The 26,386-nt window shown below is 70.5% G+C and carries 29 protein-coding genes, 2 tRNA genes and 1 pseudogene; 17 read left to right on the top strand and 15 right to left on the bottom strand.

The annotated features are described in order from the left end of the window. Window positions 1-56 precede the first annotated feature (56 nt). The 8 genes from C464_RS05660 to C464_RS05695 all read right to left on the bottom strand — a co-directional run bounded on the left by C464_RS05660 (window position 57) and on the right by C464_RS05695 (window position 7,391). Window positions 57-902: an ABC transporter ATP-binding protein gene (locus tag C464_RS05660; protein ID WP_006112669.1), complete on the bottom strand. Its 846-nt coding sequence runs from the start codon at window positions 900-902 to the stop codon at window positions 57-59. After that, window positions 899-1,810, bottom strand: coding sequence for an ABC transporter ATP-binding protein (locus tag C464_RS05665; RefSeq protein ID WP_049910889.1), 912 nt, complete (start codon window positions 1,808-1,810; stop codon window positions 899-901). The genes C464_RS05660 and C464_RS05665 overlap by 4 nt, the downstream gene beginning before the upstream one ends. Beyond that, window positions 1,803-3,137 (bottom strand): branched-chain amino acid ABC transporter permease, encoded by a 1,335-nt coding sequence (locus tag C464_RS05670; RefSeq protein WP_006112671.1) that lies wholly within the window; start codon window positions 3,135-3,137, stop codon window positions 1,803-1,805. The genes C464_RS05665 and C464_RS05670 overlap by 8 nt, the downstream gene beginning before the upstream one ends. After that, window positions 3,134-4,255 (bottom strand): branched-chain amino acid ABC transporter permease, encoded by a 1,122-nt coding sequence (locus C464_RS05675; protein WP_006112672.1) that lies wholly within the window; start codon window positions 4,253-4,255, stop codon window positions 3,134-3,136. The genes C464_RS05670 and C464_RS05675 overlap by 4 nt, the downstream gene beginning before the upstream one ends. 146 nt (window positions 4,256-4,401) lie before the next feature. Further along, window positions 4,402-5,340 (bottom strand): lipoyl synthase, encoded by a 939-nt coding sequence (gene lipA, locus C464_RS05680; protein WP_006112673.1) that lies wholly within the window; start codon window positions 5,338-5,340, stop codon window positions 4,402-4,404. Window positions 5,341-5,416: 76 nt separating this feature from the next. After that, window positions 5,417-6,418, bottom strand: coding sequence for a hypothetical protein (locus C464_RS05685; protein WP_006112674.1), 1,002 nt, complete (start codon window positions 6,416-6,418; stop codon window positions 5,417-5,419). Window positions 6,419-6,555: 137 nt separating this feature from the next. Next, window positions 6,556-6,627, bottom strand: a tRNA-Thr gene (locus tag C464_RS05690). A gap of 98 nt (window positions 6,628-6,725) precedes the next feature. Further along, window positions 6,726-7,391 carry a DUF7114 family protein gene (locus tag C464_RS05695; protein ID WP_006112675.1) on the bottom strand — a complete coding sequence of 222 codons (666 nt, stop codon included), beginning with the start codon at window positions 7,389-7,391 and terminating at the stop codon, window positions 6,726-6,728. A gap of 59 nt (window positions 7,392-7,450) precedes the next feature. Here C464_RS05695 and C464_RS05700 point away from each other — a divergent pair, with 59 nt between their 5' ends. The 3 genes from C464_RS05700 to C464_RS05710 all read left to right on the top strand — a co-directional run bounded on the left by C464_RS05700 (window position 7,451) and on the right by C464_RS05710 (window position 9,925). Next, entirely contained in the window at window positions 7,451-8,158 is a 708-nt protein-coding gene (locus C464_RS05700) for an enoyl-CoA hydratase/isomerase family protein (RefSeq protein WP_006112676.1), read from the top strand. 89 nt (window positions 8,159-8,247) lie between these two features. Then, window positions 8,248-8,318, top strand: a tRNA-Gly gene (locus tag C464_RS05705). Between the two features lie 440 nt (window positions 8,319-8,758). Then, window positions 8,759-9,925 (top strand): inorganic phosphate transporter, encoded by a 1,167-nt coding sequence (locus tag C464_RS05710; RefSeq protein ID WP_006112677.1) that lies wholly within the window; start codon window positions 8,759-8,761, stop codon window positions 9,923-9,925. A gap of 29 nt (window positions 9,926-9,954) precedes the next feature. On the opposite strand, the gene C464_RS05715 is transcribed toward C464_RS05710, so the two are convergent. Next, window positions 9,955-10,578 (bottom strand): undecaprenyl diphosphate synthase family protein, encoded by a 624-nt coding sequence (locus C464_RS05715; protein WP_006112678.1) that lies wholly within the window; start codon window positions 10,576-10,578, stop codon window positions 9,955-9,957. A 75-nt stretch (window positions 10,579-10,653) separates the two neighbouring features. Between C464_RS05715 and C464_RS05720 the strand changes: the two genes are divergently transcribed. The 6 genes from C464_RS05720 to C464_RS05745 all read left to right on the top strand — a co-directional run bounded on the left by C464_RS05720 (window position 10,654) and on the right by C464_RS05745 (window position 15,465). Further along, window positions 10,654-11,247 (top strand): hypothetical protein, encoded by a 594-nt coding sequence (locus tag C464_RS05720; protein ID WP_006112679.1) that lies wholly within the window; start codon window positions 10,654-10,656, stop codon window positions 11,245-11,247. A gap of 60 nt (window positions 11,248-11,307) precedes the next feature. Next, entirely contained in the window at window positions 11,308-11,778 is a 471-nt protein-coding gene (locus tag C464_RS05725; RefSeq protein WP_006112680.1) for a DUF5812 family protein, read from the top strand. An 81-nt stretch (window positions 11,779-11,859) separates the two neighbouring features. Continuing rightward, window positions 11,860-12,744 carry a protein translocase subunit SecF gene (gene secF, locus C464_RS05730; protein WP_006112681.1) on the top strand — a complete coding sequence of 295 codons (885 nt, stop codon included), beginning with the start codon at window positions 11,860-11,862 and terminating at the stop codon, window positions 12,742-12,744. Continuing rightward, window positions 12,744-14,351 carry a preprotein translocase subunit SecD gene (locus C464_RS05735; protein ID WP_006112682.1) on the top strand — a complete coding sequence of 536 codons (1,608 nt, stop codon included), beginning with the start codon at window positions 12,744-12,746 and terminating at the stop codon, window positions 14,349-14,351. The genes secF and C464_RS05735 overlap by 1 nt, the downstream gene beginning before the upstream one ends. A gap of 176 nt (window positions 14,352-14,527) precedes the next feature. Continuing rightward, a complete protein-coding gene (locus C464_RS05740) occupies window positions 14,528-14,767 on the top strand; it encodes a metal-dependent transcriptional regulator (RefSeq protein ID WP_006112683.1) in 240 nt (79 codons plus the stop codon). Then, entirely contained in the window at window positions 14,764-15,465 is a 702-nt protein-coding gene (locus C464_RS05745; RefSeq protein WP_006112684.1) for a TMEM165/GDT1 family protein, read from the top strand. The genes C464_RS05740 and C464_RS05745 overlap by 4 nt, the downstream gene beginning before the upstream one ends. Window positions 15,466-15,500: 35 nt before the next feature. Here the strand turns inward: C464_RS05745 and rnhB are convergent, their stop codons facing one another. The 3 genes from rnhB to C464_RS05760 all read right to left on the bottom strand — a co-directional run bounded on the left by rnhB (window position 15,501) and on the right by C464_RS05760 (window position 18,336). Continuing rightward, a complete protein-coding gene (rnhB, locus tag C464_RS05750; protein WP_006112685.1) occupies window positions 15,501-16,208 on the bottom strand; it encodes a ribonuclease HII in 708 nt (235 codons plus the stop codon). 50 nt (window positions 16,209-16,258) lie between these two features. Continuing rightward, entirely contained in the window at window positions 16,259-16,630 is a 372-nt protein-coding gene (locus C464_RS05755) for a 30S ribosomal protein S8e (protein ID WP_006112686.1), read from the bottom strand. Window positions 16,631-16,701: 71 nt separating this feature from the next. Then, window positions 16,702-18,336: a potassium channel family protein gene (locus tag C464_RS05760; RefSeq protein ID WP_006112687.1), complete on the bottom strand. Its 1,635-nt coding sequence runs from the start codon at window positions 18,334-18,336 to the stop codon at window positions 16,702-16,704. A 146-nt stretch (window positions 18,337-18,482) separates the two neighbouring features. Between C464_RS05760 and C464_RS05765 the strand changes: the two genes are divergently transcribed. The 4 genes from C464_RS05765 to C464_RS05780 all read left to right on the top strand — a co-directional run bounded on the left by C464_RS05765 (window position 18,483) and on the right by C464_RS05780 (window position 20,553). After that, window positions 18,483-18,881 carry an ArsR/SmtB family transcription factor gene (locus C464_RS05765; protein ID WP_006112688.1) on the top strand — a complete coding sequence of 133 codons (399 nt, stop codon included), beginning with the start codon at window positions 18,483-18,485 and terminating at the stop codon, window positions 18,879-18,881. Then, on the top strand, window positions 18,878-19,156 hold the full coding sequence (locus C464_RS05770; protein WP_006112689.1) for a DUF7521 family protein: 279 nt from the start codon (window positions 18,878-18,880) through the stop codon (window positions 19,154-19,156). The genes C464_RS05765 and C464_RS05770 overlap by 4 nt, the downstream gene beginning before the upstream one ends. A 61-nt stretch (window positions 19,157-19,217) precedes the next feature. Then, window positions 19,218-19,919 (top strand): helix-turn-helix domain-containing protein, encoded by a 702-nt coding sequence (locus C464_RS05775; protein ID WP_006112690.1) that lies wholly within the window; start codon window positions 19,218-19,220, stop codon window positions 19,917-19,919. 88 nt (window positions 19,920-20,007) lie between these two features. Continuing rightward, window positions 20,008-20,553 (top strand): DUF1684 domain-containing protein, encoded by a 546-nt coding sequence (locus C464_RS05780; protein WP_006112691.1) that lies wholly within the window; start codon window positions 20,008-20,010, stop codon window positions 20,551-20,553. A gap of 116 nt (window positions 20,554-20,669) precedes the next feature. Here the strand turns inward: C464_RS05780 and dpsA are convergent, their stop codons facing one another. Continuing rightward, entirely contained in the window at window positions 20,670-21,218 is a 549-nt protein-coding gene (dpsA, locus tag C464_RS05785) for a DNA starvation/stationary phase protection protein DpsA (RefSeq protein ID WP_006112692.1), read from the bottom strand. 80 nt (window positions 21,219-21,298) lie between these two features. Beyond that, window positions 21,299-22,135, bottom strand: a complete 837-nt coding sequence (locus C464_RS05790) for a carbon-nitrogen hydrolase family protein (protein WP_006112693.1) — start codon at window positions 22,133-22,135, stop codon at window positions 21,299-21,301. 86 nt (window positions 22,136-22,221) lie between these two features. On the opposite strand from C464_RS05790, the gene C464_RS05795 reads away from it, so the two are divergent. From C464_RS05795 to C464_RS05810, 4 genes are all read left to right on the top strand, one after another. Next, complete coding sequence (locus C464_RS05795) at window positions 22,222-22,905, top strand: DUF7384 family protein (RefSeq protein WP_006112694.1); 684 nt, start codon at window positions 22,222-22,224, stop codon at window positions 22,903-22,905. Between the two features lie 24 nt (window positions 22,906-22,929). After that, window positions 22,930-23,889 carry an HhH-GPD family protein gene (locus tag C464_RS05800; protein WP_006112695.1) on the top strand — a complete coding sequence of 320 codons (960 nt, stop codon included), beginning with the start codon at window positions 22,930-22,932 and terminating at the stop codon, window positions 23,887-23,889. Window positions 23,890-23,962: 73 nt separating this feature from the next. Next, complete coding sequence (locus C464_RS05805; RefSeq protein WP_006112696.1) at window positions 23,963-24,361, top strand: DUF5778 family protein; 399 nt, start codon at window positions 23,963-23,965, stop codon at window positions 24,359-24,361. 34 nt (window positions 24,362-24,395) lie between these two features. Beyond that, window positions 24,396-25,019, top strand: coding sequence for an alpha/beta hydrolase (locus tag C464_RS05810; protein ID WP_006112697.1), 624 nt, complete (start codon window positions 24,396-24,398; stop codon window positions 25,017-25,019). A gap of 24 nt (window positions 25,020-25,043) precedes the next feature. On the opposite strand, the pseudogene C464_RS05815 reads toward C464_RS05810, so the two are convergent. After that, window positions 25,044-26,288: pseudogene (locus C464_RS05815) on the bottom strand (glycosyltransferase family 2 protein). Window positions 26,289-26,386: the final 98 nt, after the last annotated feature.

The following is a 26,386-nucleotide window of genomic DNA, read 5'->3' on the forward strand; positions in this document are numbered from 1 at the left end:
GACCGCCGCCGAACCGATTTTTTACTCGGTACCGCCGTCCGCGAGGCGACGCCCCGCTATCCGCCGAGGAAGTCGCGCCGCACGTCCTCGTCGGCGAGCAGCACGTCGCCGCGGTCCGTGTAGCGGTTCTCACCGTTCACCAGCACGTACCCGCGGTCGCAGCGGCGCAGCGCCTCCTTCGCGTTCTGTTCGACCATCAACACCGCCGTCCCGCCCTCGTTGATCCGGTCGATCCGGTCGAACATGTCGGCGACGAGGTCGGGGGCGAGGCCGGCCGAGGGCTCGTCGAGCAGCAGCAGGTCGGGGTCGAGCATGAGCGCCCGCCCCATCGCGACCATCTGCCGTTGGCCGCCGGAGAGCGTCCCCGCCTTCTGGTCGCTGCGCTCCCGGAGGATCGGGAACCGGTCGTAGATCGTCTCGATCTGGTCTTCGGGCACTTCGTCGAGGATGTACGCCCCCATTTCGAGGTTCTCGCGGACGCTGAGCCCGGGGAACACGTTGTCGTTCTGCGGGACGAAGCCGATCCCCTCGCGGATGATCTGCTCGGGCGCGAGCCCCTGGATCGCCTCCCCCTGGAACTCGACGCGACCGCCCATGTGCGTCGTGAGCCCGAAGACGGTCTTCATCACCGTCGACTTGCCGGCCCCGTTGGGGCCGACGATGGTCACGTACTCCTCGTCCGCCACGTCGAGGACGACGTCGGAGAGGATCTGGAGGTCGCCGTACCCGGCGTCGAGGTCGCGGAGACGCAGGATCGCGTCGCCGTCGATCGCGTGGTCGGTGCCGGCGGTGGCGGCCGTTTCCGTCTCGTCGGCGGGACCCTCGGGAGCCTCGTCGGCGGCCGCCCCCGTCTCACCCGCGTCGACCCCGCCCACGTCGTCGGCCGCGGCGTCGGCGGTCATAGGTCCTCACCCAGGTACGCCTCGATGACCCGCTCGTCGCTCCGTATCTCGTCGCCGGTCCCCTCGGCGAGAACGCTCCCCTGATGCATGACGATGACGTGTTCGCAGTTCTCCATGATGATGTCCATGTCGTGCTCGACCAGCAGGAAGGTGTAGCCGTCGGCGCGCAGCTCGTGGATCCGGTCGAGGAGCTTCTCCTCCAAGGTGGGGTTGACCCCGGCGAGCGGCTCGTCGAGCAACACCATCTCGGGGTCGGTCATCAGCGCCCGGGCCATCTCCAGCAGCTTCCGCTGGCCGCCGGAGAGGTTCCCCGCGTGTTCGTGCGCGAGGTGGTCGATCTCGAAGAACTCCAGCGTCTCCCACGCCCGCTCGCGGAGGTCGGTCTCCTCCGCGACGACCGCGCCGCGGAGCCCGGGCGTGACCGCGCGGACCGCGGACTCGCCGATCTGCCCCTGCGGCGCGAGCATGAGGTTCTCCAAGACGGTCATCTCGGCGAGCTCTCGGGCGATCTGGAACGTCCGAACCAGTCCCTGCCGCGCGATCCGATGCGGTCTGAGGCCGGTGATGTCCTCGCCCTCGAAGTACACCGACCCGGCGGTCGGCTCGTGGACGCCGGTGATACAGTTGAACGTCGTCGACTTCCCGGCGCCGTTCGGTCCGATCAGCCCGGTCAGCGACCCGGACTCGACCTCGAAGGAGGCCCCGTCGACGGCGGTGACGCCGCCGAACCGCTTCACGAGCCCCTCCACGCGGAGCGGCGGATCCCCCGAGGGGGGCCCCGACGGGACGTGTTTCGCCGCCTCCTCGACCTCGCTGTCGTTCGCCTCCGGTTCGGCGTCGGGGCCGTCCGCGGCGGAGACCGCGTCGGGCGCGCCGCCGTCGGTCGGGTCCGGGGCGTCGCTACTCATCGGCGTCACCTCCGGCAGGCCGCTCGGAGAGGTCGACGGCCGCGGCCGTCTCGATCCGGTCGCCGAGGATCCCGTCGGGCCGTCGGTGGATGATGAACACCAAGACGAGGCCGAGGAAGACGAACTGGAGCGGCGCGATGTTGTCGGTCGCGTACGCGAGGAACGTCACCGGGTCCAGCGACGCGACGGCGTCGGCGAACGACGCCGGCGTCTGCGCGTCGATGAGCCCCCGGACCGTCGCGCCGACGCGCCGGGGCCCCTCGAACAGTACCGCGGCGAAGACGATGCCCCCGAGGACCGAGCCGGTGTTCGACCCGGAACCGCCGATGATCACCGCGATGAAGACGTAGAACGTCAGGAGCGGTCGGAACTGCGGCGTCGGCGAGACGTTGCCCTGACTGCCGAACCAGAGGATCCCGGCGAGCCCCATCAGCGCGCAGCCGATGACGAACACCTTGATCTTCACGAGGTTCACGTCCTTGCCGAGCGAGTCGGCGACGAGTTCGTCCTCGCGGATCGCCTTCATCACCCGGCCGAACGGCGACCGCCCGAGGCGTTCGAGCAGGAGGTAGAAGCCGACGAGGAAGCCGGCGAGCACGGCGATGTACCCCCACCCGATGAGGATCGGGTGCGCGATCCCGAGGCCGTCGGTCCCGAAGATCCCGAAGACGAGGTCGCCGAACGCGGTCGGCGTCCCCGCCTGGCCGTCAACGAGGAACAGGTCGCGGACGGGGTTGTCCGGCATCCCCATCCCGCGACCGCCCCCGGTCCCGGCACCGATCGTGTCGCGCAGGAAGTTGTCGAAGGTGCTCGACTGGAGCGACAGGCGGACGATCTCGGAGAGCCCGAGCGTCACGATGGCGAGGTAGTCGGCCTTGAGCCGCAGCGCCGGCAGGGCGGCGACGGCGCCGAGCAGGCCCGCCGTCGCCATCCCGGCGACGATGCCGACCGGGAGCGGTAACCCCAGTCCGGGCGGTCCGAAGGCGGGGTCCGGCGACCGCACGACCATCCCCATCGTGTACACGCCGACGGCCATGAAGCCGGCGACGCCGATGTTGAACAGCCCGGTGTACCCCCACTGGAGGTTGAGGGCGAGCGCGGTGAGCGCGTAGACGAGCCCGAGGAACGTCAGCGTCTCTAACAGTCCGACGACGCTGTTGAGGCCGTCGGTGAATGTCAGGAGCGTCGCGGCGGCGTAGATCGCGAGCAGCGTGCCGACCACGAGGCCGAGGTCGCTCTCCCGGGCGGCCTCGACCAGCGCCGCCGTGGCGCTCTCCGGCGCGTCCGACGAGCGCCGGGCCCCGTCGGGGACGTCGGCGTCGCTCACGCCGTCGACACCCCCTTGAACAGCCCCTCGGGACGCAAGAGGAGCATCAGGATCATCACGGCGAACGCCGCGGCCTGATTGAAGTCGGACGGGATCCAGATCGTCGAGGTGGTGAACACGACCCCGATGACGAGTCCGCCGACGATCGCGCCGTACACCGACCCGATCCCGCCGAGGATCACGGCCGCGAAGATGAGGAGCAGGAGGAGCCAGCCGAAGTCGAACTGGATCGTCCCGCGGAGCAGGACGTAAAGATAGCCGGACGCCCCCGCGAGCCCGCCGCCGATGACCCACGTGGCGGTGACGACGCGCTCGGCCGGGATGCCGGTGATGAGCGCGAGGTCCTTGTTGTCGGCCATCGCCCGCATCGCGGTGCCGAGCTTCGTGTGCTGGAGCATGCCGTGCATCGCGAGCATCAGCCCGACCGCGGCCACGAGGATGGTGAGCTCGTGCGCGTTCACCGAGAGCCCGAGCGGGCCGAACGCCAAGTTCGACGCCTCGACGCTGGCGGTCACGCCGCGCCGGTCGGAGCCGTAGCCGAACTGGAGCAGGTAGCGGACGATGAGCGCCGCGCCGATGGAGGCGATGAGCAGGGAGATCCCGTCGCGGTCCCGCATCGGCTTGTAGAACGTGCGGTCGAGCGCCACTGCGAGCAGCGCCGTGACGGCGAACGCCGCGACCAGTCCGACGAGGATCGCGCCCGGCGTCGTGAGGATGTGCGCGCCGATGTCGCCCGGCGACGCGCTCCCGGCGTCGCGGACCGTCAGGAGCGCGCGGGCCGGGATGTCACCGAAGCCGGCGATCAGGAAGGCGACGCCCCACCCGGAGAACGCGCCCACGCTGACGAGGTCACCGTGCGAGAAGTTCGCGAACGAGAGGATGCTGTACGTCATCGAGAGCCCGATGCCGGCGAGCCCGATCACGAGGCCGATGACGATGCCGTTCCAGAGGTTCGAGCCGAGCCGGTCGACCGAGAGCGACCCCCCGATCGGACCGAGGCCGACGCCCGCGAGTTTCGCCGCGAGGTCGACGAGGAGCAGGCCACCGAGGAGGGCGACGAAGAGAAGCCCCGGCCGGGCCCGCGCCGAGTCGACGATCGACGAGTCAGTTGTTCCCATGTGTGCGTGTCACTGACGCAGGGTGAGGTACCGAGAGGTAAATAACTCGCTGTTCGGACAAACATCGAGACCTCAAAAACGCCTGACAGCTGGGAAGTTCACTCTGGTCCGGGAGCGCTCCGCGCGGGTCTCTGGGGCGTCGCCGGTCAGTCGCCGCCCGCGGCCCGCGCGTGGCGTCGGGCGTCTTCGGGCGACCGACCCTCGCGCAACAGCGCCTCGACGAACAGCTCGCCGGCCTTGTACGACGACCGGACCATCGCGCCCGACGCGCAGTAGAGGAAGTCGAACTCCTCCTCGGCGACGCGCCGCCACGTCTCGAAGACGTCCGGGTGGACGTACTCGAACACGTCGAGGTGCGAGCGGGAGGGCTGGAGGTACTGGCCGAAGGTGACCACGTCGACGCCCACCTCGCGGAGGTCGCCGAGCGTCCGATACACCTCGTGGTCGTACTCGCCGACGCCCAGCATGAGACTCGTCTTCGTGTGGATGTCGGACTCGCGGTCGACCTGATCGAGGACCGCCAGCGACTGCTCGTAGTTCGCGCGGCGGTCGCGGACCGGCCACTGGAGGCGTTCGACCGTCTCGACGTTGTGCGCGATCACGTCCGGCTCGGCGTCGATTATCCGCCGGATCGCCTCGGGGTCCCCGCCGAAGTCCGGGATGAGCGTCTCGACGAGGATCTCGGGGTCGCGGCGCTTGATCGCCCGGATCGTCTCGGCGAAGTGCGCCGACCCGCCGTCCGCGAGGTCGTCGCGGTCGACGGACGTGAGGACGACGTAGTCCAGCCCGATCTCCGCGACCGCGTCCGCGACGTTAGCGGGCTCGTCCGGGTCGAGCGCCTCCATCCCGCCCGTCTCGACGTCGCAGAAGTTACAGCCGCGCGAGCAGCGGTCGCCCAGCAGCATGAACGTCGCCGTCCCGGGACCGTCGTTCCCAGACCAGCACTCGCCCATGTTCGGGCAGTTCGCCTCCTCGCAGACCGTGTGGAGGTCGTGCTCGCGGAGGGTGGACTTGATCTCGGTGAACCGACTCCCGGACGGCGGGCGCGACTTCAGCCAGTCCGGCTTCCGGCGGCCGCGTGACATGGATGTCCCTTGGCGTCCGAGCGCAAAAGGGTGCGGGTCGACCGGACGTCGATGATGGCCGTCTCCGGCCGCGGGCTCACGCCTCGGGGACGAACACGTTCATCGACGGCGTCTGGATCCCCTGGAACTTGTTCTTCCAGTTGTACGCGACGTTCAGCACGCGCCGCCGGTCGTCCGGCGGTCCCGTCACCACGCTCACGGAGGTCCCGTCTTCCGGGATCTCGACGCGGGTGTCGACCCAGTCGAAGCCGGCGAGCAGCGCCGAGGGGTTCTCGACCGACACCGTTCCGCTGTTCCTGTTCACCTCGTAGAGGCGGTAGGCGTCGGCTTCGAGCAGCCGCTTGATCTCGTCGAGGTCGTCGTCGAAGTGCTCCTCCAGCGCGTCGGCGGTGTGGTAGCCGCAGACGATCAGGTGCGCGAACGTCTCGACGTTGCGCGGGTTCTGCTCGGCCTCGCGGAGGTGGTCGAAGTACGCCAGCTTCTCCTCGCGGTCGAGGTCGAGGATGGCGTCGACGATCCGCGCCGCCTCGCGCTCCGTCTCCGTCGCGTCCGGGTCGGCGAGGACCTCGTCCGCCCGCGACCCCGTGTTCTGGCCCCGCGAGACGTCGAGGACGTTCTTGAGGTGTTTCGCGCGGTCGTACACCGCCGACTTGTACGACCAGTCGCGGACGTCGTCCGGGTAGCCGTCGAACTCGCGGAGCAGCGCCTCGCGGTCCTCGGGGAACCCGATCTCGTCGCGGAAGTCGCTCCACGCCGTCGCGTCCTCGAACAGTTCGAACTGCGTCAGCGTGTCCTGGCCGAGGTTCGCCCGCGTGCCGCCGCTGGCGACGAACTTCGCCTCGACGAACGTCTCCCCGTCGGGCGACTCGACGATCAGGTCGCCCAGCGAGTCGTAGGAGTTGCCGGCGTGGCGCACCGCGGTCAGGTCGGGGAAGTCGCTCCGGAGCCGGTCGGCGAGGGCCTCGGCGAGGTCGGGTCGGCCCTCGTCTTCGAGGTCGGCGTCCGGCTCCGCGCCGTTCGCGAGCCGCGCCGTCAGCTTCTCCGTGGCCTCGACCCAACCGCGCTCGTGTTTGCCCATGTGGTCTGTCGGTCAGAGAGTGGAAGGTAAAAAGCGCCTACTGCGGCGGGGTTCGGTCCGGCCTGCCGGGGGCGCCGGTCTGGGTCGATGAACGCGAGAGACGCGGCCGCGTCGCTCGCGGTTCGGGAAAGGGAGGAAGCCTAGGCCGAGATTTGAACTCGGGGTCTCGTCCTTACCAAGGACGCGCTTTACCGCTAAGCTACCCAGGCACGCAATCAGTCGTTGACCGGATTCGACTTTATGGGTTTCGATCCGCGGGCGCGGCGTCCGGGAATCGGGACCCGTTCCGGCGTCGCCGTCCCGCCGGTCACCGATCGGTCGCGCTGACGGCGCGGTCCGAGATGTCGGCGATGCGGTCGGCGGTCGCCTCCGGGAGCGCCCGGCCGGCCGGGGGGAACTCGCCGTCGCAGTCGGCGGCGAGTTCGCGGGCGTACGCGAGCAGCTCCTCGGGCGGGTCGCCGCCGACCGCGGTGGTGCCGGCGACGACCGCGAGTTCGAGGGCGTCGACCTCCAGGTTGCGGTCGAGCGCGGCCGCGGCGTCGGCGTCCGTCTCCTCGCGGTCGCGGAGCGTCTGGTCGCGGCCGAACGCGCGCACCACGTCGACCGCGGGGCGGGCGGCGTCGGTACACGCCAGAAGCGAGAAGCCACGAGAGACGAGCACGTCGGCGGCGAGGATGTCCATGTCGGCGTCGACCTCGGCCGCGGCGGTCGGCGCGGTCACCCACGGCTCCTCGCGGGCGACCGTGCGGGTGAGTCGCAGCCCCTCGTAGATGAGCTGCACGCCCGCGGCGCGGTCGGCCACGTCGCCGAGGTCGACGTCCGGGTCGAGCGCGCGAGCGGTGACCAGCGCCAGTACGCCGGGGGTCACCGCCGCGTCGAGGATCCGAGCGTCGAGGGCCTCGCGGAGCTGTTCGGGTTCGACGTCCGCGAGCGCCTCGCGCGCAGCGTCACGCGCTCGCGCGGCATCGTCCATTGTCATCCGGTAGACGAGCGAAGGGCAAAGACCTTTGGAAACGAACGGGATTCCGTCCCGTGATCCGAACCCGAACCGACGCCGACGTGCGCGTCGTCACGATCGACCGTCCCGAGGCCCGCAACGCGCTTCGACCCGCGGACCTGACATCCCTGCGCGAGGCGTTCGAACCGCCGGAGACCGATGGTCATCCCCCGGTGACGTTCCTCCGTGGCGCGGGCGAGGCGTTCTGCGCCGGCGCGGACCTCGACGCGGTCGCCGCGCTCGACGACCCGGCGGCGTTCGCGCGCCGGGGGCAGCGCGTCGCCGCCGCGATCGAGGAGTCGCCGTCGGTCGTCGTCTGCGGGGTCGACGGGGCGGCTCGCGGCGGCGGCGTGGAGCTGGCGCTCGCCGCGGACGTCCGGGTCGCGACCCCGCGGGCGACGCTCGCCGAGCCCGGCGTCTCGCTGGGGCTGTTCGGCGCGTGGGGCGGGACGGTGCGGCTGCCGCGGGTGATGGGCGAGGGGGAGGCGCTCGACTTCGCGCTCTCGGGACGGGTCCTCGACGCGGCGGCGGCCCGCCGGACCGGGCTCGTCTCGCGCGTGGTCGATGACCCCCGCTCGGTGGCCGACGAGATAGCGGCGGGCGAGGCCGACGCGCTCGCGGCGATCAAGCGGCGGCTCCGCGACCGCAGCGACGACGAGACGCAGGAGGCCGCGGAGGCCGCGGCGTTCGCCGACCTCCACGACGCCCACGCCGACGAGATCGCGCGGCGACGCGAGCGGTGAGACGGGGTCGCCGTGTGTTCCGTACGGTTCCGCCGTCCCGATGTGACAGACTTAAGTGAGTCTCCGACAAACTAGCAAATGCGAAGCACGCACCGGTAGTGTAGTGGTATCACGCAACCTTGCCATGGTTGCAACCCGAGTTCAAATCTCGGCCGGTGCACTCCTTTCAGTCGTGCCCCGGCCTGACTCCCACTCGCTGCGTCGCCGGCGCTACGCGCCGGCTACCAGAGGGACCGCAGGTCCCTCGCTGCTCGCGGGAGTCTCGGCCGGTGTATTTTCTGACTGACTATGCCGGTCAGCGTCCGCTTCGCTCGGTGGACTTGCGAACGAAGTGAGCGAAGTCACCGAGAGAGATTTGAACGCTATCAGTCGCGCGCAGCGAGCGGCGAAGCCGCGAGCGAGCACGTCTGATTCTGAGTTCAAATCTCGGCCGGTGCACTCCTTTCAGTCGACAACCCCGCGAGCGACCGTTTCGGGTAGCCTTCGCGTCGCGCCGTTCGGCGAACTCGCGAACCGTTCGACCGGAGCGCGTCACACGAGCAGCGCCGGCGGGGGCAGACCCCGTCCGTTTAACAGCGCGTGCGTCGTCTGATCGTTCATATGGTCGAAGTTCTTCTTCTCGTCGGCGTCGCGGTGGCGGCGTTCGTCGGATACAACATCGGTGGAGCGACGACGGGACCGGCGTTCGGGCCGGCGGTCGGCGCGGATGTACTGTCGAAGGCGGGCGCGGCGGGGCTGATGTCCGTGTTCTTCTTCGTCGGCGCGGGGACGTTGGGGCAGCGCGTCGTCACGACGCTCGGCGAGGACCTCGTCACGGGCGCGAACGTGTTCACGCTGGAGACGAGCATCATCGTCCTCTTCTTCATCGGCGGCGCGCTGTTCGTCGGCAACTTCGCCGGCGTGCCGGCGTCGACATCGATGACGGCGGTGGGAGCCATCGCCGGACTGGGCATCGCGACGAACACCCTCGACTGGGCGGTGATGGGCGAGATCGCGATCTGGTGGCTCGTCGCGCCGATCATCGGGTTCTGGGTGTCGGGCGTCGTCGGCCGCTACTTCTACTCCACGATCGACCGCTGGGTGGCGATCGAGAGCACCGAGGGCGCGCTGTTCGAGTTCGACCGGTCGGGAACGATCCCGCGCCCGATCCTCGGCCCGAACACGACGCGGCGCGAGCTGACGGGCGGGATCGTCGTCATCGCCATTGGCTGCCTGATGGCGTTCTCCTCGGGGACCTCGAACATCGCGAACGCTATCGCGCCGCTCGTCGCGCTCGACTCCGTGGAGATGACCCCGATGATCCTCCTCGGCAGCGCCGCGGTCGCGGTCGGCGCGTTCACCATCGCCCGGCGGACGCTCGACACGCTCGGCAACGACATCACCGACCTCCCGCTGACGGCCGCCATCGTCGTCGCGGTCGTCTCGTCGGGGATCGTGATCAGCCTCTCCGCGGTCGGCATCCCCGCCTCGTTCGTGATCATCGCGACGATGTCGATCGTCGGGCTCGGCTGGGGCCGCGCGACCCGCACGGTGACGGTCCGACAGGGGATCAGAGGCGAGAAGGAGCCCACGGTCTCCGTCGGCGCGCTGACGGCCGACGAGATGCCGCCGATCGGCGAGGGCGACGCGAGCGACGTCCCCTCCGCGTCCGACCTGTTCAACCCCGGGACGAGCGCGCGCGTCGTGCTGATGCAGAACGTCGTGCCGATCCTCTCGACGGTCGGCGCGCTGGTGACGTTCGCGGCCCTCTTCGGCTTCGTCTGGTAAGTCGACTCGGCGGGACGCGCCCGCGCCGCTCACCGACCGAACCGGCGCTGCCGGTCTTGGAAGTCCAACACCGCTCGGAGGTACTCGCGCCGACGGAAGTCGCGCCAGTTCACGTCGGTGAAGTAGAGTTCGGCGTACACGGACTGCCAGATGGCGAAGTCGGAGAGCCGCTCCGCGCCGGTCTTGATGACTAGGTCGGGCTCCTCCGGGAACAGCAGCCGCTCGGCGATGTCGCTCTCGTCGATGGCGTCGGGCGATATCTCCTCGGCGGCGACGTCGCTCGCGAGCTCGCGGACCGCGCCCGCGAACTCGGCCTTGCCGCCGAGGCCGACGAGGATCCGGACCGGCGCGTCGACGCCGGCGTCGGTCGCCGCCTCGTCCTCGTCGGGGCCGCGGACCACGGTCTCAGCCGGGGCGTCGAGGCGGCGGAGCTCCCGGACGAGCGTCGGGGCGACCGCGCGGTCGAGGACGGAGACGGAGACCGTGACGCGGTCCGCGCCGTACTCGAACGCCCAGCCGACGGCCGACGACAGCGTGTCGAACGCGCCGTCGGCGAGGAGGTCGCGTTCGGTGAGGACGAGCGCGACGTGCGCCGGCGGCTCGGCGTCGTGGAGGCGATGGCGCGTCGCGAGGTACGCGTCGTAGAGGCCCACGTCTGGAGATCCGGTCGGGCGTATAAATGGCTTCCCGACGAGGGGTTTAATTCGCCGACGCGCCTATCACGGGCGATGGCAGACGCCTACCGCGGAGTGTTCGGCGCGATCCCGTACGCGTTCCGCGCGACGAAGTCGCTGACGATGCGCGCGTACGCCGCGCTCGGTGCGCTCGCGGCGGGGTTCGTCGCGGTCGTCGTCACCCTCGCCCTAGTCGTCTGGATGGGCGAGACCGTCTCGGCGCAAGGGGGGACGTTCCTCTTCTCCCGGTCGCTGTTCGTGGTCGCCGGCCTCGGTGCCGTCGGCCCGCTGCTCGCACCGATCCTGTTCGTCGCCCGCCGCCACCGGCGCGGCGACCGGGTCGCACCCACGTACGACCGGTGGATGGGGATCGCCGGGTTCCTGTTCCTCCTCTCGCTGTACCTCGGGCTGATCATCTCGGCTCCCGAGGGCCTCCGCGACCCGAGCAGCTCCGTCGTGATCGGCGCGCTGTACGCGCTCCCGCAGCTGGCGGGGTTCGTTCCCCCGGTCGGGGCCGCGCTCGCCATCTTCGCGACGCACTTCAGACTCCGAGGGGGCTCCGACGACGCGGCGCTCGACGACGGGGCGGTCGACGCCGAACAGTCCGCTGACGCCGGGGAGCCGACAGACGCCGACGGCTCGCCGTGAGCGATGCCGCCCGCCCGCGGCTCGAAAGCCGGAAGTCGCCCGAGCGACTACCCGGGCGCAATGACCGATGAGAAGGAGAGCACGTTCCTCGTCACGCACGTCGAGAGCGACTCCGCGGTGCTGAAAGACGTCCACGACGGACAGGTACACACGCTGAGTTCGAACCCCGGTCTCGACGTCGACGACGCCGTCGAGGCGACGGTCGCCCCCGATCCGCCGATGGAGGTCACGTATCAGGTGATCGAGGTCGAGGAGCGCCGGTCGCTGTCGATCGAGGAGAGCCCGGAGCCGCCGACCGTCCACGAGCGCGAACTCGCCGCGGAGACGGCGACCGGGGAGCTCGCCAGGAAGGAACGCGCGGGCGTCGGCGAGGTCCACGTGCTGACGCCGCCGGAGCCGGAGACGGCCGAGGCGGTCGCCGACGTGATCGACGACCGCGAGGGGACCCTCTCGCGGGCGGCCCGGCTGGGCGTGAACCGCGTCGAGGTCCGCTCGGAGCCGGGCGTCGTCGCCGTGCGATACCTGCCGTGAGGCGGGCGGTTACGGCCCCGTCTTCGCCGTCGGCCCGGTAGATAAGAAGGCTTATTCGCGCCCGCAGAGGAAGCGGTATTTATGGTAGCGATCGAGGTGCCGGAGGTCAACTATACCGACTACTCGAACCGGCAGCTCGCGGCGGTGCCGCTCGCGTTCCTGGTCCTCGCGCTGGCGATCATCGGCGGGTGGGTCGTCGCCACCGGTGCGCCGGCGAACCTAGGGCTGGAGTTCACGGGCGGCGTCGAACTGCGAGTCGCGGACGACACGAACGGCGACGTCCAACAACAGATCCAGACCGCCTTCGACCGAGAGCCCGACTCGGTCCGCACGATCCCCGGCGACGACGTCGTGGTCGTCACCTTCCAGGCGGCTCAAGACGACCCGGAGGGACTCGCGAACGACCTCCAAGACCAAGCGGACGCCGCGGGACTGACGACGACCGCGGTCGACCAGGTGTCGCCGAGCTTCGCGAGCGACACCGCGCGAACCGCGCTCTTCGGCGTGGCGCTCGCGTTCCTCGGGATGAGCGTGCTCGTGTTCGCGCTGTTCCGCACGTTCGTACCCTCGTTGGCGGTCGTCGCCTCCGCGTTCTCCGACCTCGTCATCCCGGTCGCGGCGATGAACCTCCTCGGCATCCAGATGACGCTGGGGACGATCGCGGCGCTGCTGATGATCATCGGGTACAGCGTCGACTCGGATATCCTGCTGAACGACTCGGTGCTGCGGCGGACCGGGGAGTTCTACGAGTCGGTCAGCCGCGCGATGCGGACCGGGGTGACGATGACGCTCACGTCCATCGCGGCGATGATCGTGATGGCGGTCGTCGCCTCGGTGTTCGGGATCGGACTCCTCCGTGACATCGGGATCATCCTCGCGGTCGGGCTCTGCGCCGACCTCATGAACACGTACCTGATGAACGTCTCGCTGCTTCGCTGGTACAAGTTCGAGGGGGTGGCCCGCTGATGCTCGAACCGATCAAAGAGAACTGGCGGATCCTGCTGCTCGTCGTGGTCGTGATCGGCTCGTCGGTGGCGCTGTTCGGCCCCGGGTTCGGTCCGGAGCCCGCCCCCGGCGAGAGCGCGAGCGAGGCCCAACAGGGGATCACGAACCTCCAGTACGGCCTCGATCTGGCCGGCGGGACGCGGGTCCGCGCGCCCCTCTCGGGGTACACCGCGACCGACGTCGCGCTCGACGGCGACACGCCGGGCGCGGTCGCGGAGGCGGTCGCCGCCGAACTGGACAACGCGTCGACGCGGGACGTCGGCGTCGTCCCCGAGGAGCGCGCGGTGGAGGTCACGGAGCTGTCGGTGACCGAGTCGCAGTTCCGCGCGGCGATGGACGCGGCGGGGTACGAGTACGCCGACGTTCGCTCGGGCGTTACCCAGCAGACGCGCGACGAGACGATGAGCGTCATCCAGGGGAAGATCAACGAAGCGGGTCTCTCGGGCGGGAGCGTCCAGCAGATCCAGTCGATCACCGGGGAGTACTTCATCCTCGTCGAAGTGCCGGGGCAGGGCCGACAGGAGGTGATCGATCTCCTCGAGGAGCGCGGGACCGTGCGGATCGATGTCGCGTATCCCGACGGGAACGGGACCGCCGTTCAGGACGGGGCGCTGATCCAAGACGACTTCGAGGAGATCGGGACCGCGGCCCAGAGCGACCGCGGGACGGGCGCGTACGTCCCCGTCACCGTGCGCAACACCGCCGCGGACGGATCGCAGTCGCCGGCGCACGCGTTCCAAGACGCCGTGGCCCAGCGCGGGTTCGCCGACGCGTACCAGACGCAGGCGGACCGGTGCGGGTACAACCCGGAGACCGGTGCGATCGAGGCGGTGAACGGGGACCGGAACCCGTGTCTCCTGCTCGTCGTCGACGGCGAGGTCGTCAACTCCTTCGGGATGGACCCCGGCCTCGCCGACAGCATGGCGGCCGGGTCGTGGGCGGACACCGGGAACTTCCGGCTCACCACCGGCGAGTTCACCGAGGCCCAGACCATCTCGCTGAACCTCCGCGCCGGCGCGCTCCCGGCCGACCTCGACATCAGCGGCGAGGGGACCTCCTCGTCCATCTCCGCTTCGCAGGGGGAGAACTTCCGGACGTACTCGCTCGTCATCGGCGTGCTCTCGGTGTTCGCGGTCGCGGGCATGGTGTTCCTCCGCTACCGCGAGCCCCGCGTCGCGCTCCCGATGATCGTCACGGCGCTGGCGGAGGTGTACGCCCTGCTCGGGTTCGCGGCGCTGCTCGGCTACCCGCTCGAACTCGCGGTCATCGCCGGGTTCATCGCGGTGGTCGGGACCGGCGTCGACGACCTCGTCATCATCGCCGACCAGGTGATGAGCGAGGGCGACGTGAACTCCCGGACGGTGTTCGACTCCCGGTTCCGACAGGCGTTCTGGGTCATCGGCGCGGCCGCGGCCACGACCATCATCGCGATGTCGCCGCTGATGGTGCTGTCGCTCGGCGACCTCTCCGGGTTCGCCATCTTCACCGTCCTCGGCGTGCTGATCGGCGTGCTGATCACCCGTCCCGCGTACGGCGACATCCTGCGTCGCCTGCTGACGGTCAGGTAACTCGGGGGGCGGGTCGCAGACCGCGATTCTCGACCGTATGTGACGTTCGATCGATTTTCTCTCGCGTTCGGCGACCTCAGTTGTCATCAGTGAAGTGACTCGACTAGCGTTGCGGCTTCGACGAGAACGGAAAACGCACCCGACAAACTGTTAATTTAGACCGGTCAAAAACGAACATGCCGACCGACGCCGTCGAAGATTATCTCAAGGCGATCTATCGGATCGAATCGCGGGGCGGGACGCCCGTCGCGAGCTCCCAGATCGCGGAGGCGCTCGGCAGGACCCCCGGAACGGTGGCGAACATGGTCGAGACGCTCACCGACGGACTGCCCTCCCGCGAGGAGTACGAGGGCGTCGAGTTCACCCGCGCCGCGGAGTCGACCGCCGCCGGCGGTCAGGAGGCGGGCGACGCATGACCGGCTACGTCGAGATCGTCGCGATCGCGTTCGTGACGCAGCTCGCGGTGCTGCCGGGCGAGAAGGTACAGCTGATGATCGCCGGGCTCTCCACGCGGTACGATCCAAAGGTCGTCGTCGCGGCCGCCGGGTCGGCGTTCGCCGGCTGGACCGCCGTGGAGATCGCGTTCGGGCAGGCCCTCCAGTCGGCGCTGCCGCCGGTTGTGTTGGACGCGATCACCGCGGTGCTGTTCTTCGTCTTCGCGGTCCTGCTGTACCGGTCCGCGCCGTCGCGAGGGACGACCCCGGAGTCGGAGCGCACCGACGGCGGGCTGGCGGCGTTCGACGACCTCTCGCTCCCCGGGCGGCTCGACGAGTACTCGGGGTCGCTCGGCGGCTTCTTCCCCATCTTCCTGCTCACCGCGACCGGCGAGTTCGGCGACAAGACGCAGCTCGTCACCATCGGGCTGGCGGTCCAGTACGGCGCGACCTCGGCCATCTGGGCCGGCGAGATGCTCGCGATCATCCCGGTGAGCCTCGCGAACGCCTACTTCTTCCACACGTTCGCCGGGCGGGTCGACATGCGGCTCGCGCACTTCGCCTCCGCGCTGCTGTTCGCCTTCTTCGGCGCGGACACCGTGTTAGCGATCGCGACCGGCTTCTCGGTGTGGGAGACCATCGTCGGGGCGGTCGGCGGGCTCGTGGCCGGGCTGTTCTGAGGAACCTCCCCGCCTGACGGCCCCGATGTTTCCCGTCAGAACTCATCCAACGCCGACTGCTCGGCGGCCGCCAGCGCGTCCTCGCAGGTGCTCCACGAGGCGCGCGCGCAGTCGGGTAGCGTCCCGTGGTCCCCGACGTACGCGGCGAGGAACGCGCGGGTCGTCGGGTCGCTCGGGTAGCCGCTCCCGAGGTCGTACTCCGGACGGGCGGCGTCGAGGTCTGTCATCGCGGCGTCGCGGACCACCTTCGCGACGACGCTGGCCGCGCCGACGACCGGATCGTCCTCGTCCGCCCCGTGCGCGGCCGTCACGTCGACCGCGGGGAGTGCGCCGTCGGCTCGGGGTTCCGCTTCATCGCCGCCGTCCGCGACGAACTCGCGGAGCCGCCGCGCGAACCGCGCCTCGCTGGTGTCGCCCGCGTCGGCGACGACGCGGATCGGTCCGTCGGTCTCGGCGGGGAGGGCGGCGAGCGCGCGCCGGACCGCCCGCGCCTGTCCACGGACGGTGAGGGTGTTCATGTCGGTGTCCGGGCGGTCGATCTCGTCGGGCTCGACGCGGGCGACGCCGACGGCGACGTCCGGGTCACTGCGGAAGGCCGCGGCCATCTCCTCGCGGCGGTCCGGTGCGATCCGCTTCGAGTCGTCCACGTCGGTCGGCAGGCTCGCCTGGTCGGCGACCACCGCCGCCGCGACCATCGGTCCGAGCGCGGGTCCCTTGCCGGCCTCGTCGACGCCGAGATACACGCGTGGCTAGTGGGTGTGCGAGCGGAAATACCTTCAGAACGACCGCGACCTCAGTCGAGCAGGACCGCGTTGACCTGGCCGGTCTGGCCGGGTCGGGAGGTGACGCGGGCGCGGCCGGCGGACGTCTCGATGACGGCGCCCTTCGTGATGATGTTCCGGCGGGCGTAGTTGACGTTCGCGGGGTTGTCGACGACGTTCTCGATCTCCGCCTCGCTGACCTCGCCGTCGGTGGCGACCTGCGCGACGTCCGTCGAGAGGGCACGGACCTTCTTCTCCGTCCCGCGGGAGTCGATGTACTGGAGTCGGGTCTCGCCGACCGTCGTCTCGGCGGGCTCGCGGCCGAGCTGGTGGCGCTTCTTGTTCGAGGCGTGCTTGAGTCGGCCGCCGGTCCGCTTGCGCGTGGAGCGTCCCTGGTCTTTCATACGGGTACGAACAGCCAGCGAATACTTGAAGCGTTCGACTCGTCCCGGCGGGTTCGCCGGTGCGAGCGGGGTCAGGCGAACGCGCGCTCGAACGCGCGGACGCCCTCGTCGGTGCCCGCGACGACGAGTTCGTCGCCGCGCTCGACCCGCGTCTCCTGGCCCACGTCGGTGACGAGGTCGTCGCCGCGCTCGATCGCGATGACGGTACAGCCGGTGCGCTCGCGGACGGCCGCCTCGCCGACCGTGCGCCCGACCAGCGCCGGGGCCTCGGTCCTGACGACCTCGACGTGCGTGTCGAGCGAGAGTACCTCCCGGTCGGGGAGCACGGCCGACGCCGACATCCGGCCGGTCACCGTCGAGAGGGAGAGCACGTAGTCGGCCCCGGCCCGGTGCATCTTCGGCACGCTCTCGGGGTCCGCGACGCGCGCGAGTATCTCCACGTTCGGCGCGAGGTCCCGGACCACGAGCGTCGCGAACTCGGCCGTCGTGTCGTCGGGGAGCGCGAGGACGACGGTCCGCGCGTCCGCGACGCCGGCGGCCCGCAGCGTCTCCGGCTCGGTCGCGTCCCCGACCACGTCGATCGCCTCCCCGTCGTCGCGGTCGACGACGGTGACCGCGAGGTCGGCTTCTTCGAGGGCGTTCGTGACGGTCTTCCCGACCTGTCCGTGGCCGACGACGACCGTCTCGCCCGCGCCGAACCGGCGGGCCGCCGAATTGGTCAGGTCGACGAGCCGCTCCACCTGTCCCTCGGTCCCCGAGACGAGGAGGACGGTCCCGGCCGACAGCGTCGCGTCCGGCGGCGGGGCCGCCTCGAACGACCCGTTGAACCACGCGCCGATCACGTCGACGCCCGTCCGTTCGCCGATCCGGCTCCCGGCGAGCGTCGATCCGGCGAGGCCGCTCCCGTGGTGGATCGACACCTCGGCGATCCGCAGCGAGTCGCCGATGGCGACCGCCTCGTCGAGGTCGGTCCGCACCGCCGTCGTCACCTTGGAGGCGAGGCTCTCGCCGAGCAGCGACCGCGGGGAGAGCACCTCGTCCGCGCCGGCGAGGCGGTGGTAGCGCTCGCGGGCCGGGTCCTCGACGACGCTTATCGCGCGGACGTCGGTCGAGAGCTCCTTCGCGGCGAGGACGATGCTCGCGTCGACCCGGTCGGAGACGTCGGTGACGAGGGCGCGAGCGTCGCTGAGGCGGGCGCTCTCGAGTCCGGCCGTCGTCTCCGGGTCGGCCCGGACCACCACGTGACCCGCCTCGTACAGCGCCAGCGCCCGGTCGGGGTCGGGCTCGACGACGACGTAGGGGACGGCCTCCGACTCGAACTCGTCCAAGAGCGCGTCGGAGCGCGTGGTGTCGGAGGCGACCACGACGTGTCCGGTCAGGTCCGACTCCAGCGACCGGGGGACCGTCGTCGAGAACGCGGACTCGAGCAGCGGCGTCGCGACGACGGGGAGCGCGCCGATGAGCAGCGCCATGCCCACGAGGTCCATCACGGCGATGAACGCGTTCATCTCCTGACTCTGCCACGGCGAGTCGCCGCCGAACCCGGTCGTCGAGAACATCTCGACGGCGAACCGGAACGACTCGATCAGGGTGCGCGGGTCGTTCTCGTAGACGCGCATCCCCCACCGGTACGCGACGGCGGTGAACGTGAGCATGACGCCGAGGAACACCGCGTAGTACACGACTCGCCGCTTCCACGTGTCCATCGGTCCGCGGTACGACGCGGCCGTACAAAAACGGGGGGACTCGCGCGGCTCGGAGCGGGGATCCGTCCGGCGTCCGGCGGTCGGCCGCCGCGTCGGCGCTGGACCGAAGTTCGATACTTTAAGTTCCGCGGGCCGAACCCTCTCCTATGGTGCGGGACCCGTCGCGAGACCCGGAGCCCCCGTCGGTCGACGAGGTGCTCGACGCGCTGGCCGACGACGCGGCCCGTCGGATCGTCGCGGCGCTCACCGAGCCGAAGACCGCGAGCGAGCTCTCCGAGGAGTGCGACATCCCTCTGTCGACGACCTACCGGAAGCTGGAGAAGCTCACCGACGCCTCCCTGCTGGCGGAGTCGACCGACATCCGCCGGGACGGACAGCACACGACGCGGTACTCGGTGTCGTTCGACGCCGTCACCGTCTCCGTCGACGAGGGCGCGGAGGGCGACGGGGACGGTCGCGAGTTCGACGTTGAGTTCTCTCGGCCGGAGCGGACCCGAGACGAGCGACTGGCCGACCTGTGGTCTGAGCTACGAGAGGAAACATGAACCCCTACATCGACCTGACTATCATCGCCGCAAAGACCGCCATCCTGGTACTCGGTGGCAGCATCACCTACTACGCGCTCCGCGCGTACGACCGGACGGGCGACCGGTCGCTTCGCGAGCTCGGCGTCGGCTTCGGCATCGTCACCGTCGGCGCGCTTCTGGGCGGGGTCTCCCACCAGATCATCGGCGCGGACCTCGCGGTCGGCATCGCCATCGACGGGCTCCTCACGGCGGTCGGGTTCGGGGTCATCGTCTACTCGCTGTACCTGGAGTGAGGGCGGGTTCGACGCGCGACGAACGGTACCCTTTTGCGGCGCTCGGCCGTCCGTTCACCGCATGAGCGACGCACGCGAGGAGCTCTCCCGCCGGATCGCGGGCGAGATAACGCTGAGCGACGACCCGGGGGCGACGCTCCGGAAGTGGCGGACCGACTTCGACGTCTCGCAGACGGAGCTGGCCGACCAGCTCGGCGTCTCCTCGTCGGTCGTCTCCGACTACGAGAGCGGCCGCCGCGAGAGCCCGGGGATCGGCGTCGTCCGCCGGACCGTGGAGGGGCTGCTCGACATCGACGAGCGTCGGGGGGGCGGCCGCCTCCGCCAGCACGCCCGGGTGCTCTCGGCCGGGTTCGAGAGCGACATCGTCCACGACCTCCGCGAGTACTCCACGGCGGTCCCCCTGTCGGAGTTCTACGAGGCGATGGGCGCGACCGAGGTCGTCCGCGGCGACCACGACCACGTGAACGGCCACACCGTCATCGACTCGATCCAGGCGATCACGCGGCTCTCCAGCGAGGAGTTCTACCGGCTGTACGGCCAGTCGACGAACCGCGCGCTCGTGTTCACCCGGGTGACGCGCGGCGAGTCCCCGCTCGTCGCGCTGCGGGTCGTGAGCCCGACGCCGAACGCGGTCGTGCTCCACGGGATCGAGGACGGCGACCTCTGGGACCACGCCGCCGACCTCGCCCGCGTCGACGGCGTGTCGCTGGCCACGTCGAACCGCGACCTCGACGACTGTCTCGCGGACCTCCAAGCGCTGTGACGGCGTCGCGGCCGCCGCGGTCGGGGAGGCTGCCGGCGCCGACACCGGAACCGCGGGCCTGAAACCGCGGGCGCCCGTCGAACCGCCCATGAGCGAGGACTACGCCGAGCGGCTCCGCGCAAATCGCCGGGAGAAAGACGAGTTCTTCGACGACCACCCGCAGTCCCCGATTCCGCCGGAACACCGCGACGACTTCGACGGGCTGGACTACTTCCCGCCGGACCCGGACTACCGCGTCGAGGCGACCGTCACCGTCCACGACGACCCGGACCCGGTCGAGATGGAGACGACCGCGAGCAACCCGGTCCGGTACCTCCGGGTCGTCACGTTCGCGTTCGAGATCGACGGGGCGGAACACACGCTCGCCGGCTACCGGCAGGAAGGCGACGACGGCGCCATCTTCGTCCCCTTCCGCGACAAGACGACCGGCCAGCAGACGTACTACCAGGGCCGGTACATGGAGCTGGCCCCCGAGCGCGACCTCGACGACGGCGACGCCGTCACGGTCGACTTCAACCTCGCGTACAGCCCCTTCTGCGCGTACAGCGAGACGTTCTCCTGTCCGCTGCCGCCGGAGGAGAACTGGCTGGAGATCGTCGTCCCTGCGGGCGAGCGGGCTCCGGACCTCGACTGACCGAGAACGCGGCTGGCGGTGTGGTCGGCGACGCGATCGGCGGTGCGGCCGCTCGGTGCTGAAAAAACGGAGAATCGAACGTCGGGTCGTGCCGGAAGCAGTCCGCCGCGGGCCGTCTACTCGAGCGTCTCGCTCGTGACGAGCGTGTCGTCTTCGAGGTAGTGCTCGATGTGGTGGCCGTGTTCCTCGACGTCTTCGAGGATGCCGCGGAGCTGCTCTTCGGTGTTGTAGTCGCCGAGGTTGTTGGCGAGCTGGATGTGCTCGCGGAGCTGCTCGGTGATGTCGCCGAACATCTCGAGGTCGTGTTCCAGCGACGTCCGGATGTCGTAGGCGTCGGCGTCCTCGGGGGTCACCGGCGCGTGTTCCTCGTAGTTCGCGCCGCCCGAGAGCGGCACGCCGCCGAGCGCCTGCGCGCGCTCCGCGAGGATGTCGGCCCCCTCTTCGAGGTCCTCCGCGACCTCGCCGAGGAACTCGTGGATGCCGAGGAACTCGGCCCCCTCGACGAGCCAGTGGTGCTTCTTGACCTGATGGTAGAGGACGTACGTCGCCGCGAGGTCGCTGTTGAGCGCGTCGACGAGCTGTTCGGCCTTCTCCTCGGGGACGCGGAGCGCTTCGCTCTCGTGAACGTCGCCGTACCGTTGACGGGCCTGCTTCTGTGTACTCATTTCAACTATACATACGCGCGCAACCTACTTAATAGTTGCTACTGAGAAAACTACTCTTTCAGTATTCGAAAAATTATTTTCTACGTCTCGTCGACAGCGGCGACGAGCGCCCGCTGTGCGGCGAGGGTATCGCGGTCGAGCGTCGCCGTCAGCGTCGCCGGATCCCGGCCGAGTTCGGCGGCCACACCCCCGTCCGGACGCGCGACGAGGGAGTTGCCGGCGTACGTCGCCGCGTCCGCCGGGCGCTCGCCGCCCGCGGTCCCGGTGCGGCCGGCACCGACGGTCCACCTGACGCCGTCGAGCGCCCGCGCCCGGAGGAGGAGTCGCCAGTTCGCGACGTGATCGGCGGGCCACGCGCCGACGACGACGAGGGCGTCGACCGCGCGCTCCGCGAACCACGCGCTCTCCGCGACGAAGTTGAGGTCGTAGCAGGTCAGCAGTCCGGTCGACCCGGCGGGCGTCTCGACGACCGCGCGGTCGCCGCCGGGCTCGACCCAGTCCGCCTCCTCGTCCCACAGGTGTCGCTTGCGGTAGACGGAGGACTCTCCGACGCCGTCGGTCGCGTCCGCGCTCGAACCGTCGCTCGGGGACCGCCCCGGCGGCGAGACGTACGCGGTGGCGTTGTACACGGTCCCGCCGTCCCGTTCGGCGTACCCCGCGATCACGGGCGCGTCGGCGGCCTCGGCGACGGATTCGAGCCGTGCGCGCGCCGCGTCTCTGGGAAGTGCGGCCTCCCGGAGGCGCTCGTCGGCCGCGAATCCGGTGAGCGCGTACTCGGGGAAGACCGCCAAGTCGACTGCCGCCGGCAAGTCGGCCGCCCGGCGTCGGATCCGATCGAGGTTCGCGTCGACGTCGAGGTCGTCGACGGGGATCTGCGGGACCGCGACGGTCGGGCTGTCGTGGGGTCGGTCGCTCACGCCGCGGCCTTCGGCGTGGCGGACAATAACGTCCGGCCTCCGCCCCGGCCGCAAGGACGATACGGACGGGGCACCGACCGGCGGGTATGGCATTCGCCGACCTGTTCGAGCGCGCGGCCGCGCTCGGCGGCGACCCCGACGAGACGGACGTGCGACGCGCGCTCGACGACGTGCGCTCGGCGCCGGGAGCGGGCGGCGACCACGGCGGCGAAGTCGACTCCGCGAGTGACGAGGCTTCCGATGACGAGAGCGCCGTCGCCGACCCGCTCGACCCCAGTCCGGCCCGCGTCGTCGTCGACGCCGACGCGCTCGCGGCCGACCTCTTCCTCGGCGGCGACGCCCGCGAGGCCCTCGACGCGCTCCGGTCGCACGCGTGGACGACGCTCGTCGCCAGCGACCCGCTCCTCGACGACGCCGAGGCGGTGATCGGGTCGCTCTCGGACGCCGACTTGGCGGCGGACTGGCGCGCGGCCGTCGAGGAGTGGCGCGAACCGGTCGCCCAGCCAGCCGGTGATCACCCCGCGCTGGCGTCCGCCTACCGCGGCGGCGCGATGCAGGTGGTGAGCCTCGACCCGTCGCTGACCGGGCCGCGGGCGGCCGCCGGGCTGCGCGACCGCCTCCCCGTGAGCGTTCGGGAACCGCGGGCGTTCGCGACCGTGTTCGACCCGGCGAAGCTGTACCCGGACGCGGTCGGCGGGGAGTACCCCGGTCCCGACCGCGACCCGCGAACGATGGCCCCGCCCCCCGCCGACGGGGACCAGCACCGATAAACCGCCGCCGACCGGACCATGGATATGACCGACTCGGACGGTGCGACCGCGGGCGACGAGGGCGACCGCCCCGAGGGCGCGCCGGAACTCCCGGCCGACCGCGACGCGGTCCGCGACGCGCTCGTCGACTGGTACGCGGCCGACCACCGCGAGTTCCCGTGGCGGCGCACCGAGGACCCCTACGAGATCCTCGTCAGCGAGGTGATGAGCCAGCAGACCCAGCTCGACCGCGTCGTGTCCGCCTGGGAGGACTTCCTCGACGAGTGGCCGACGGCGGCGGCCCTCGCCGGCGCCGACCGCGCCGACGTGGTCGCCTTCTGGTCGGATCACTCGCTCGGGTACAACAACCGCGCGAAGTACCTCCACGAGGCGGCCGGACAGGTCGAGTCCGAGTACGACGGCGCGTTCCCCGAGGATCCGGACGAGCTGAGCGAACTGATGGGCGTTGGCCCGTACACCGCCAACGCGTTGGCGTCGTTCGCGTTCGACAACGGTGACGCCGTCGTCGACACCAACGTGAAGCGCGTGCTGTACCGCGCGTTCGACGTGCCGGACGACGACGACGCGTTCGAGCGGGTCGCCTCGCGGCTCATGCCGGCGGGCGAGTCGCGGGTGTGGAACAACGCGATCATGGAACTCGGCGGCGTCGCCTGCGGGAAGAAGCCCCGCTGCGACGAGCGTGGCTGCCCGTGGCGCGAGTGGTGTCACGCCTACCAGACGGGCGACTTCACCGCGCCCGACGTGCCCGAGCAGCCGAGCTTCGAAGGGAGTCGGCGGCAGTTCCGCGGGCGGATCGTCCGGCTTCTCGGCGACCGCGACGGGATGGAACTCGACGCCCTCGGCCACCGGATCCGCGTCGACTACGCGCCGGACGGCGAACACGGCCGCGAGTGGCTCCGGGGGCTCGTCGACGACCTCGCCGACGACGGACTGGTCGAGGCCGACGCCGGCGAAGACGGCGTCGTCGTCTCGCTCCGGCGCTGAGACGGCGTCGTCTCCCCGCACCGTCCGCCGCGGGAACCGTCACCCGTTTATTACGGGAGCCGGAAGGCAACGTATGAGCGAGACCGTCGATTCGGACCTGTACGCCCGCACGAAGGCCCTCTTAGAGCCCGGCGACATCGAGCTGCTGGGCTGTATCGTCCACACGGACCTCGAGGGCGAGCAGGACCTGGAGATGCACGAGCTGACGGTCGCCGTCAACGAGGTCATCGCCGACCACGCGGGCAAGGGCGAGACGTACATCGAGGCGGGCAACGACGACACGGACTTCTCGTCGAACCAGTTCCAGGGGCTGACGCTCGACGACGAGGCCTTCGTCTGGGAGTGCCAGCAGCTGCTCCGCGGCGGTACGTTCGACATCGTGTTCTACTACGAGGCGACCGTCGATCAAGAGGCGCTCGCGAGCGACCTCGAAGCCCTCGACAACGTCGACCGCGTGACGCAGGTCCCCTGAGCGGGACCGGCGACGACCGCCGACTCTCCCTCCCGTGACCGACACCGTTCTGATCCCCGGCGGCCGCGACGTGCGCGCCACCCTCGACACCGCCGCGAGCGACGGCGCTCGGAGCGACGCGGTCGTCGTCGCCTGTCCGCCGCACCCGCAGCAGCGCGGCCACCGCGGTGACGAGCGCCTGCTGGCCGCGAGCGACGCCCTGACCGAACGCGGGATCGACTGCCTCCGGTTCGACTACGGCGACTGGGACGAGGGGTACGGCGAGACCACGGACGCGGACGCGGCGGTCGGCTGGGCGCTCGACCGCTACGACCGCGTCGGACTGTTCGGCTTCTCGTTCGGCGGGACGGTCGCGCTCGTCGCGGCCGCCTCTCGACCGGCCCTCGCCGGCGTCTGCGCGCTCGCGCCGACCGCCCGCCTGAACCCCGACGTCGACGCGGTCGCCGCGCTCAACGAGCTCGTCGAACGCGGCGTGCCGGTCCGCGTGCTGTACGCGACGCGGGACTCGACGGCGGAGTGGGAGCCGGTGGTCGAACGCGCGGAAGAACTTGGCGTCGAGACGGTCGCGTTCGAGTCCGACCACTTCTTCGTCGGTCGGAGCGGGAGCGTCGGAGAGGCGGTCGCGGCGTTTCTCGGGCCGCGGCTCCGCGACGAGTAGGAAACACCGGTGAGTCGACGCCGGCTACTCGCTTCCGACCTTCGTCGTCACCCGGAACGTCTCGGGCGGGCTGACGATGCCGGCGACCGTCCCCATCGAGTGGATGACGGTGATCACGGGTGCGAGCGGGACGGCCAGCGCCCACCGGTGATGGTCGTCGCCGTAGTAGCCGACGCCGAGGAGGAACCAGCCGAGCGTACACACCGCCAGCCCCATCGACGCCGCGAAGAACAGCCCGCTGTACGCGATCGTCACGCTCAGAAGCGACAGCGGGACGACGATCAGGGTGACGATCGGCGAGAGCGCCCACGCGTAGTTGCGCACCCTGGTCAACAGCTCGTAGCGGAACGGGAGCATCGTCGACGCCTGAACGTTGCCGGCCGCCCAGCGCCGGCGCTGCTGGAGGATCTCGTACAGCGACGGGGGCGCTTCGTTCCGACAGACCGCGTCCGACAGCGCGAACGTCACGTCCGACTCCCGGAAGGCCGCCCAGACGAAGGCGGTGTCCTCGACGAGCGTCTCGCGGTCCCACGTCGTCTCGTCTTCCACCTCGCTGCGGACCGCGATGCCGCCGCCCCACGCGAACAGCGGGATCGAGAGGCGCGCGAAGACGCGCTGCTCGATCTGGACCCCCATCCGGTACATGTCGGCCAGGTAGCTGAGGTTCGACCCCGTGCGCCGGGGCTTCTCGCGGAGCTGGACGATGTCGGCGTCGGGGAGCCCGTCGAGCGACTCGACGAGGCTGTCCTCGTCGAGGTAGAGGACGAACTCCTTCCCGCAGTCGAGCGACCGCCGCGCCCACTCCTGCGCCCGGCCCTTCCGGACCGCGTTACACGCGAACTCGTCCGGAACGACGTGGACCGTCGCCCCGCGCACGTCGATGGGAGACTCCGCGATCACGTGGACGTCGTCGAGCCTCTCCGGCAGGGAGTCGACGGTGTCCTGGACGACGTCGGCGGCGTCGACGGTCATGATGCGGACCTGGATCTCGTCGAGACCGTACTCGTTCGGCGGCGACTCGTAGCCCGCGCCCACGACGCCGGTGAGCACGAATCAGACGAGCGCGGTCGCGCCGAAGAGGAGCGTCACGCCCCACAGCGCGACGCTGAACAGCGACCCGAGTCCGGCGTCGGCGACGGCGGTGGTGACTGCCGCCTGCCCGGGAGCGCCCCCCGGTCCGGAGGCGACGGTCGGTGCGAACAGCGTCGCGAGTCCGCCGACGACGAGCGCCAGCGTCACCGCGACCAGTGCGATGCGTTCGGTGTTCATCGTGGCTCCACCTCCCGCGCCGAGCCGTATGAACGGTCCAAACGCTACAGCGGAATTCGGTCGCGTTTCGGCCGAGTTCACGGGGTTAAATCCGACTA

The organism is Halorubrum coriense DSM 10284 (assembly GCF_000337035.1).
GTDB classification, from domain to species: Archaea; Halobacteriota; Halobacteria; order Halobacteriales; family Haloferacaceae; genus Halorubrum; species Halorubrum coriense.

Bases quoted from the DNA above. Each gene is read 5' to 3' on its own strand.
- C464_RS05735 (WP_006112682.1), top strand. From the start codon at position 12,744: ATGCTCGAACCGATCAAAGAGAACTGGCGGATCCTGCTGCTCGTCGTG.
- C464_RS05755 (WP_006112686.1), bottom strand. From the start codon at position 16,630: ATGAAAGACCAGGGACGCTCCACGCGCAAGCGGACCGGCGGCCGACTC.
- C464_RS05660 (WP_006112669.1), bottom strand. From the start codon at position 902: ATGACCGCCGACGCCGCGGCCGACGACGTGGGCGGGGTCGACGCGGGT.
- C464_RS05795 (WP_006112694.1), top strand. From the start codon at position 22,222: ATGGCATTCGCCGACCTGTTCGAGCGCGCGGCCGCGCTCGGCGGCGAC.
- C464_RS05760 (WP_006112687.1), bottom strand. From the start codon at position 18,336: ATGGACACGTGGAAGCGGCGAGTCGTGTACTACGCGGTGTTCCTCGGC.
- C464_RS05800 (WP_006112695.1), top strand. From the start codon at position 22,930: ATGACCGACTCGGACGGTGCGACCGCGGGCGACGAGGGCGACCGCCCC.
- C464_RS05770 (WP_006112689.1), top strand. From the start codon at position 18,878: ATGAACCCCTACATCGACCTGACTATCATCGCCGCAAAGACCGCCATC.
- C464_RS05665 (WP_049910889.1), bottom strand. From the start codon at position 1,810: ATGAGTAGCGACGCCCCGGACCCGACCGACGGCGGCGCGCCCGACGCG.
- secF (WP_006112681.1), top strand. From the start codon at position 11,860: ATGGTAGCGATCGAGGTGCCGGAGGTCAACTATACCGACTACTCGAAC.
- C464_RS05805 (WP_006112696.1), top strand. From the start codon at position 23,963: ATGAGCGAGACCGTCGATTCGGACCTGTACGCCCGCACGAAGGCCCTC.
- lipA (WP_006112673.1), bottom strand. From the start codon at position 5,340: ATGTCACGCGGCCGCCGGAAGCCGGACTGGCTGAAGTCGCGCCCGCCG.
- C464_RS05740 (WP_006112683.1), top strand. From the start codon at position 14,528: ATGCCGACCGACGCCGTCGAAGATTATCTCAAGGCGATCTATCGGATC.
- C464_RS05745 (WP_006112684.1), top strand. From the start codon at position 14,764: ATGACCGGCTACGTCGAGATCGTCGCGATCGCGTTCGTGACGCAGCTC.
- dpsA (WP_006112692.1), bottom strand. From the start codon at position 21,218: ATGAGTACACAGAAGCAGGCCCGTCAACGGTACGGCGACGTTCACGAG.
- C464_RS05720 (WP_006112679.1), top strand. From the start codon at position 10,654: ATGGCAGACGCCTACCGCGGAGTGTTCGGCGCGATCCCGTACGCGTTC.
- C464_RS05780 (WP_006112691.1), top strand. From the start codon at position 20,008: ATGAGCGAGGACTACGCCGAGCGGCTCCGCGCAAATCGCCGGGAGAAA.
- C464_RS05765 (WP_006112688.1), top strand. From the start codon at position 18,483: ATGGTGCGGGACCCGTCGCGAGACCCGGAGCCCCCGTCGGTCGACGAG.
- C464_RS05695 (WP_006112675.1), bottom strand. From the start codon at position 7,391: ATGGACGATGCCGCGCGAGCGCGTGACGCTGCGCGCGAGGCGCTCGCG.
- C464_RS05710 (WP_006112677.1), top strand. From the start codon at position 8,759: ATGGTCGAAGTTCTTCTTCTCGTCGGCGTCGCGGTGGCGGCGTTCGTC.
- C464_RS05685 (WP_006112674.1), bottom strand. From the start codon at position 6,418: ATGGGCAAACACGAGCGCGGTTGGGTCGAGGCCACGGAGAAGCTGACG.
- C464_RS05775 (WP_006112690.1), top strand. From the start codon at position 19,218: ATGAGCGACGCACGCGAGGAGCTCTCCCGCCGGATCGCGGGCGAGATA.
- C464_RS05675 (WP_006112672.1), bottom strand. From the start codon at position 4,255: ATGGGAACAACTGACTCGTCGATCGTCGACTCGGCGCGGGCCCGGCCG.
- C464_RS05725 (WP_006112680.1), top strand. From the start codon at position 11,308: ATGACCGATGAGAAGGAGAGCACGTTCCTCGTCACGCACGTCGAGAGC.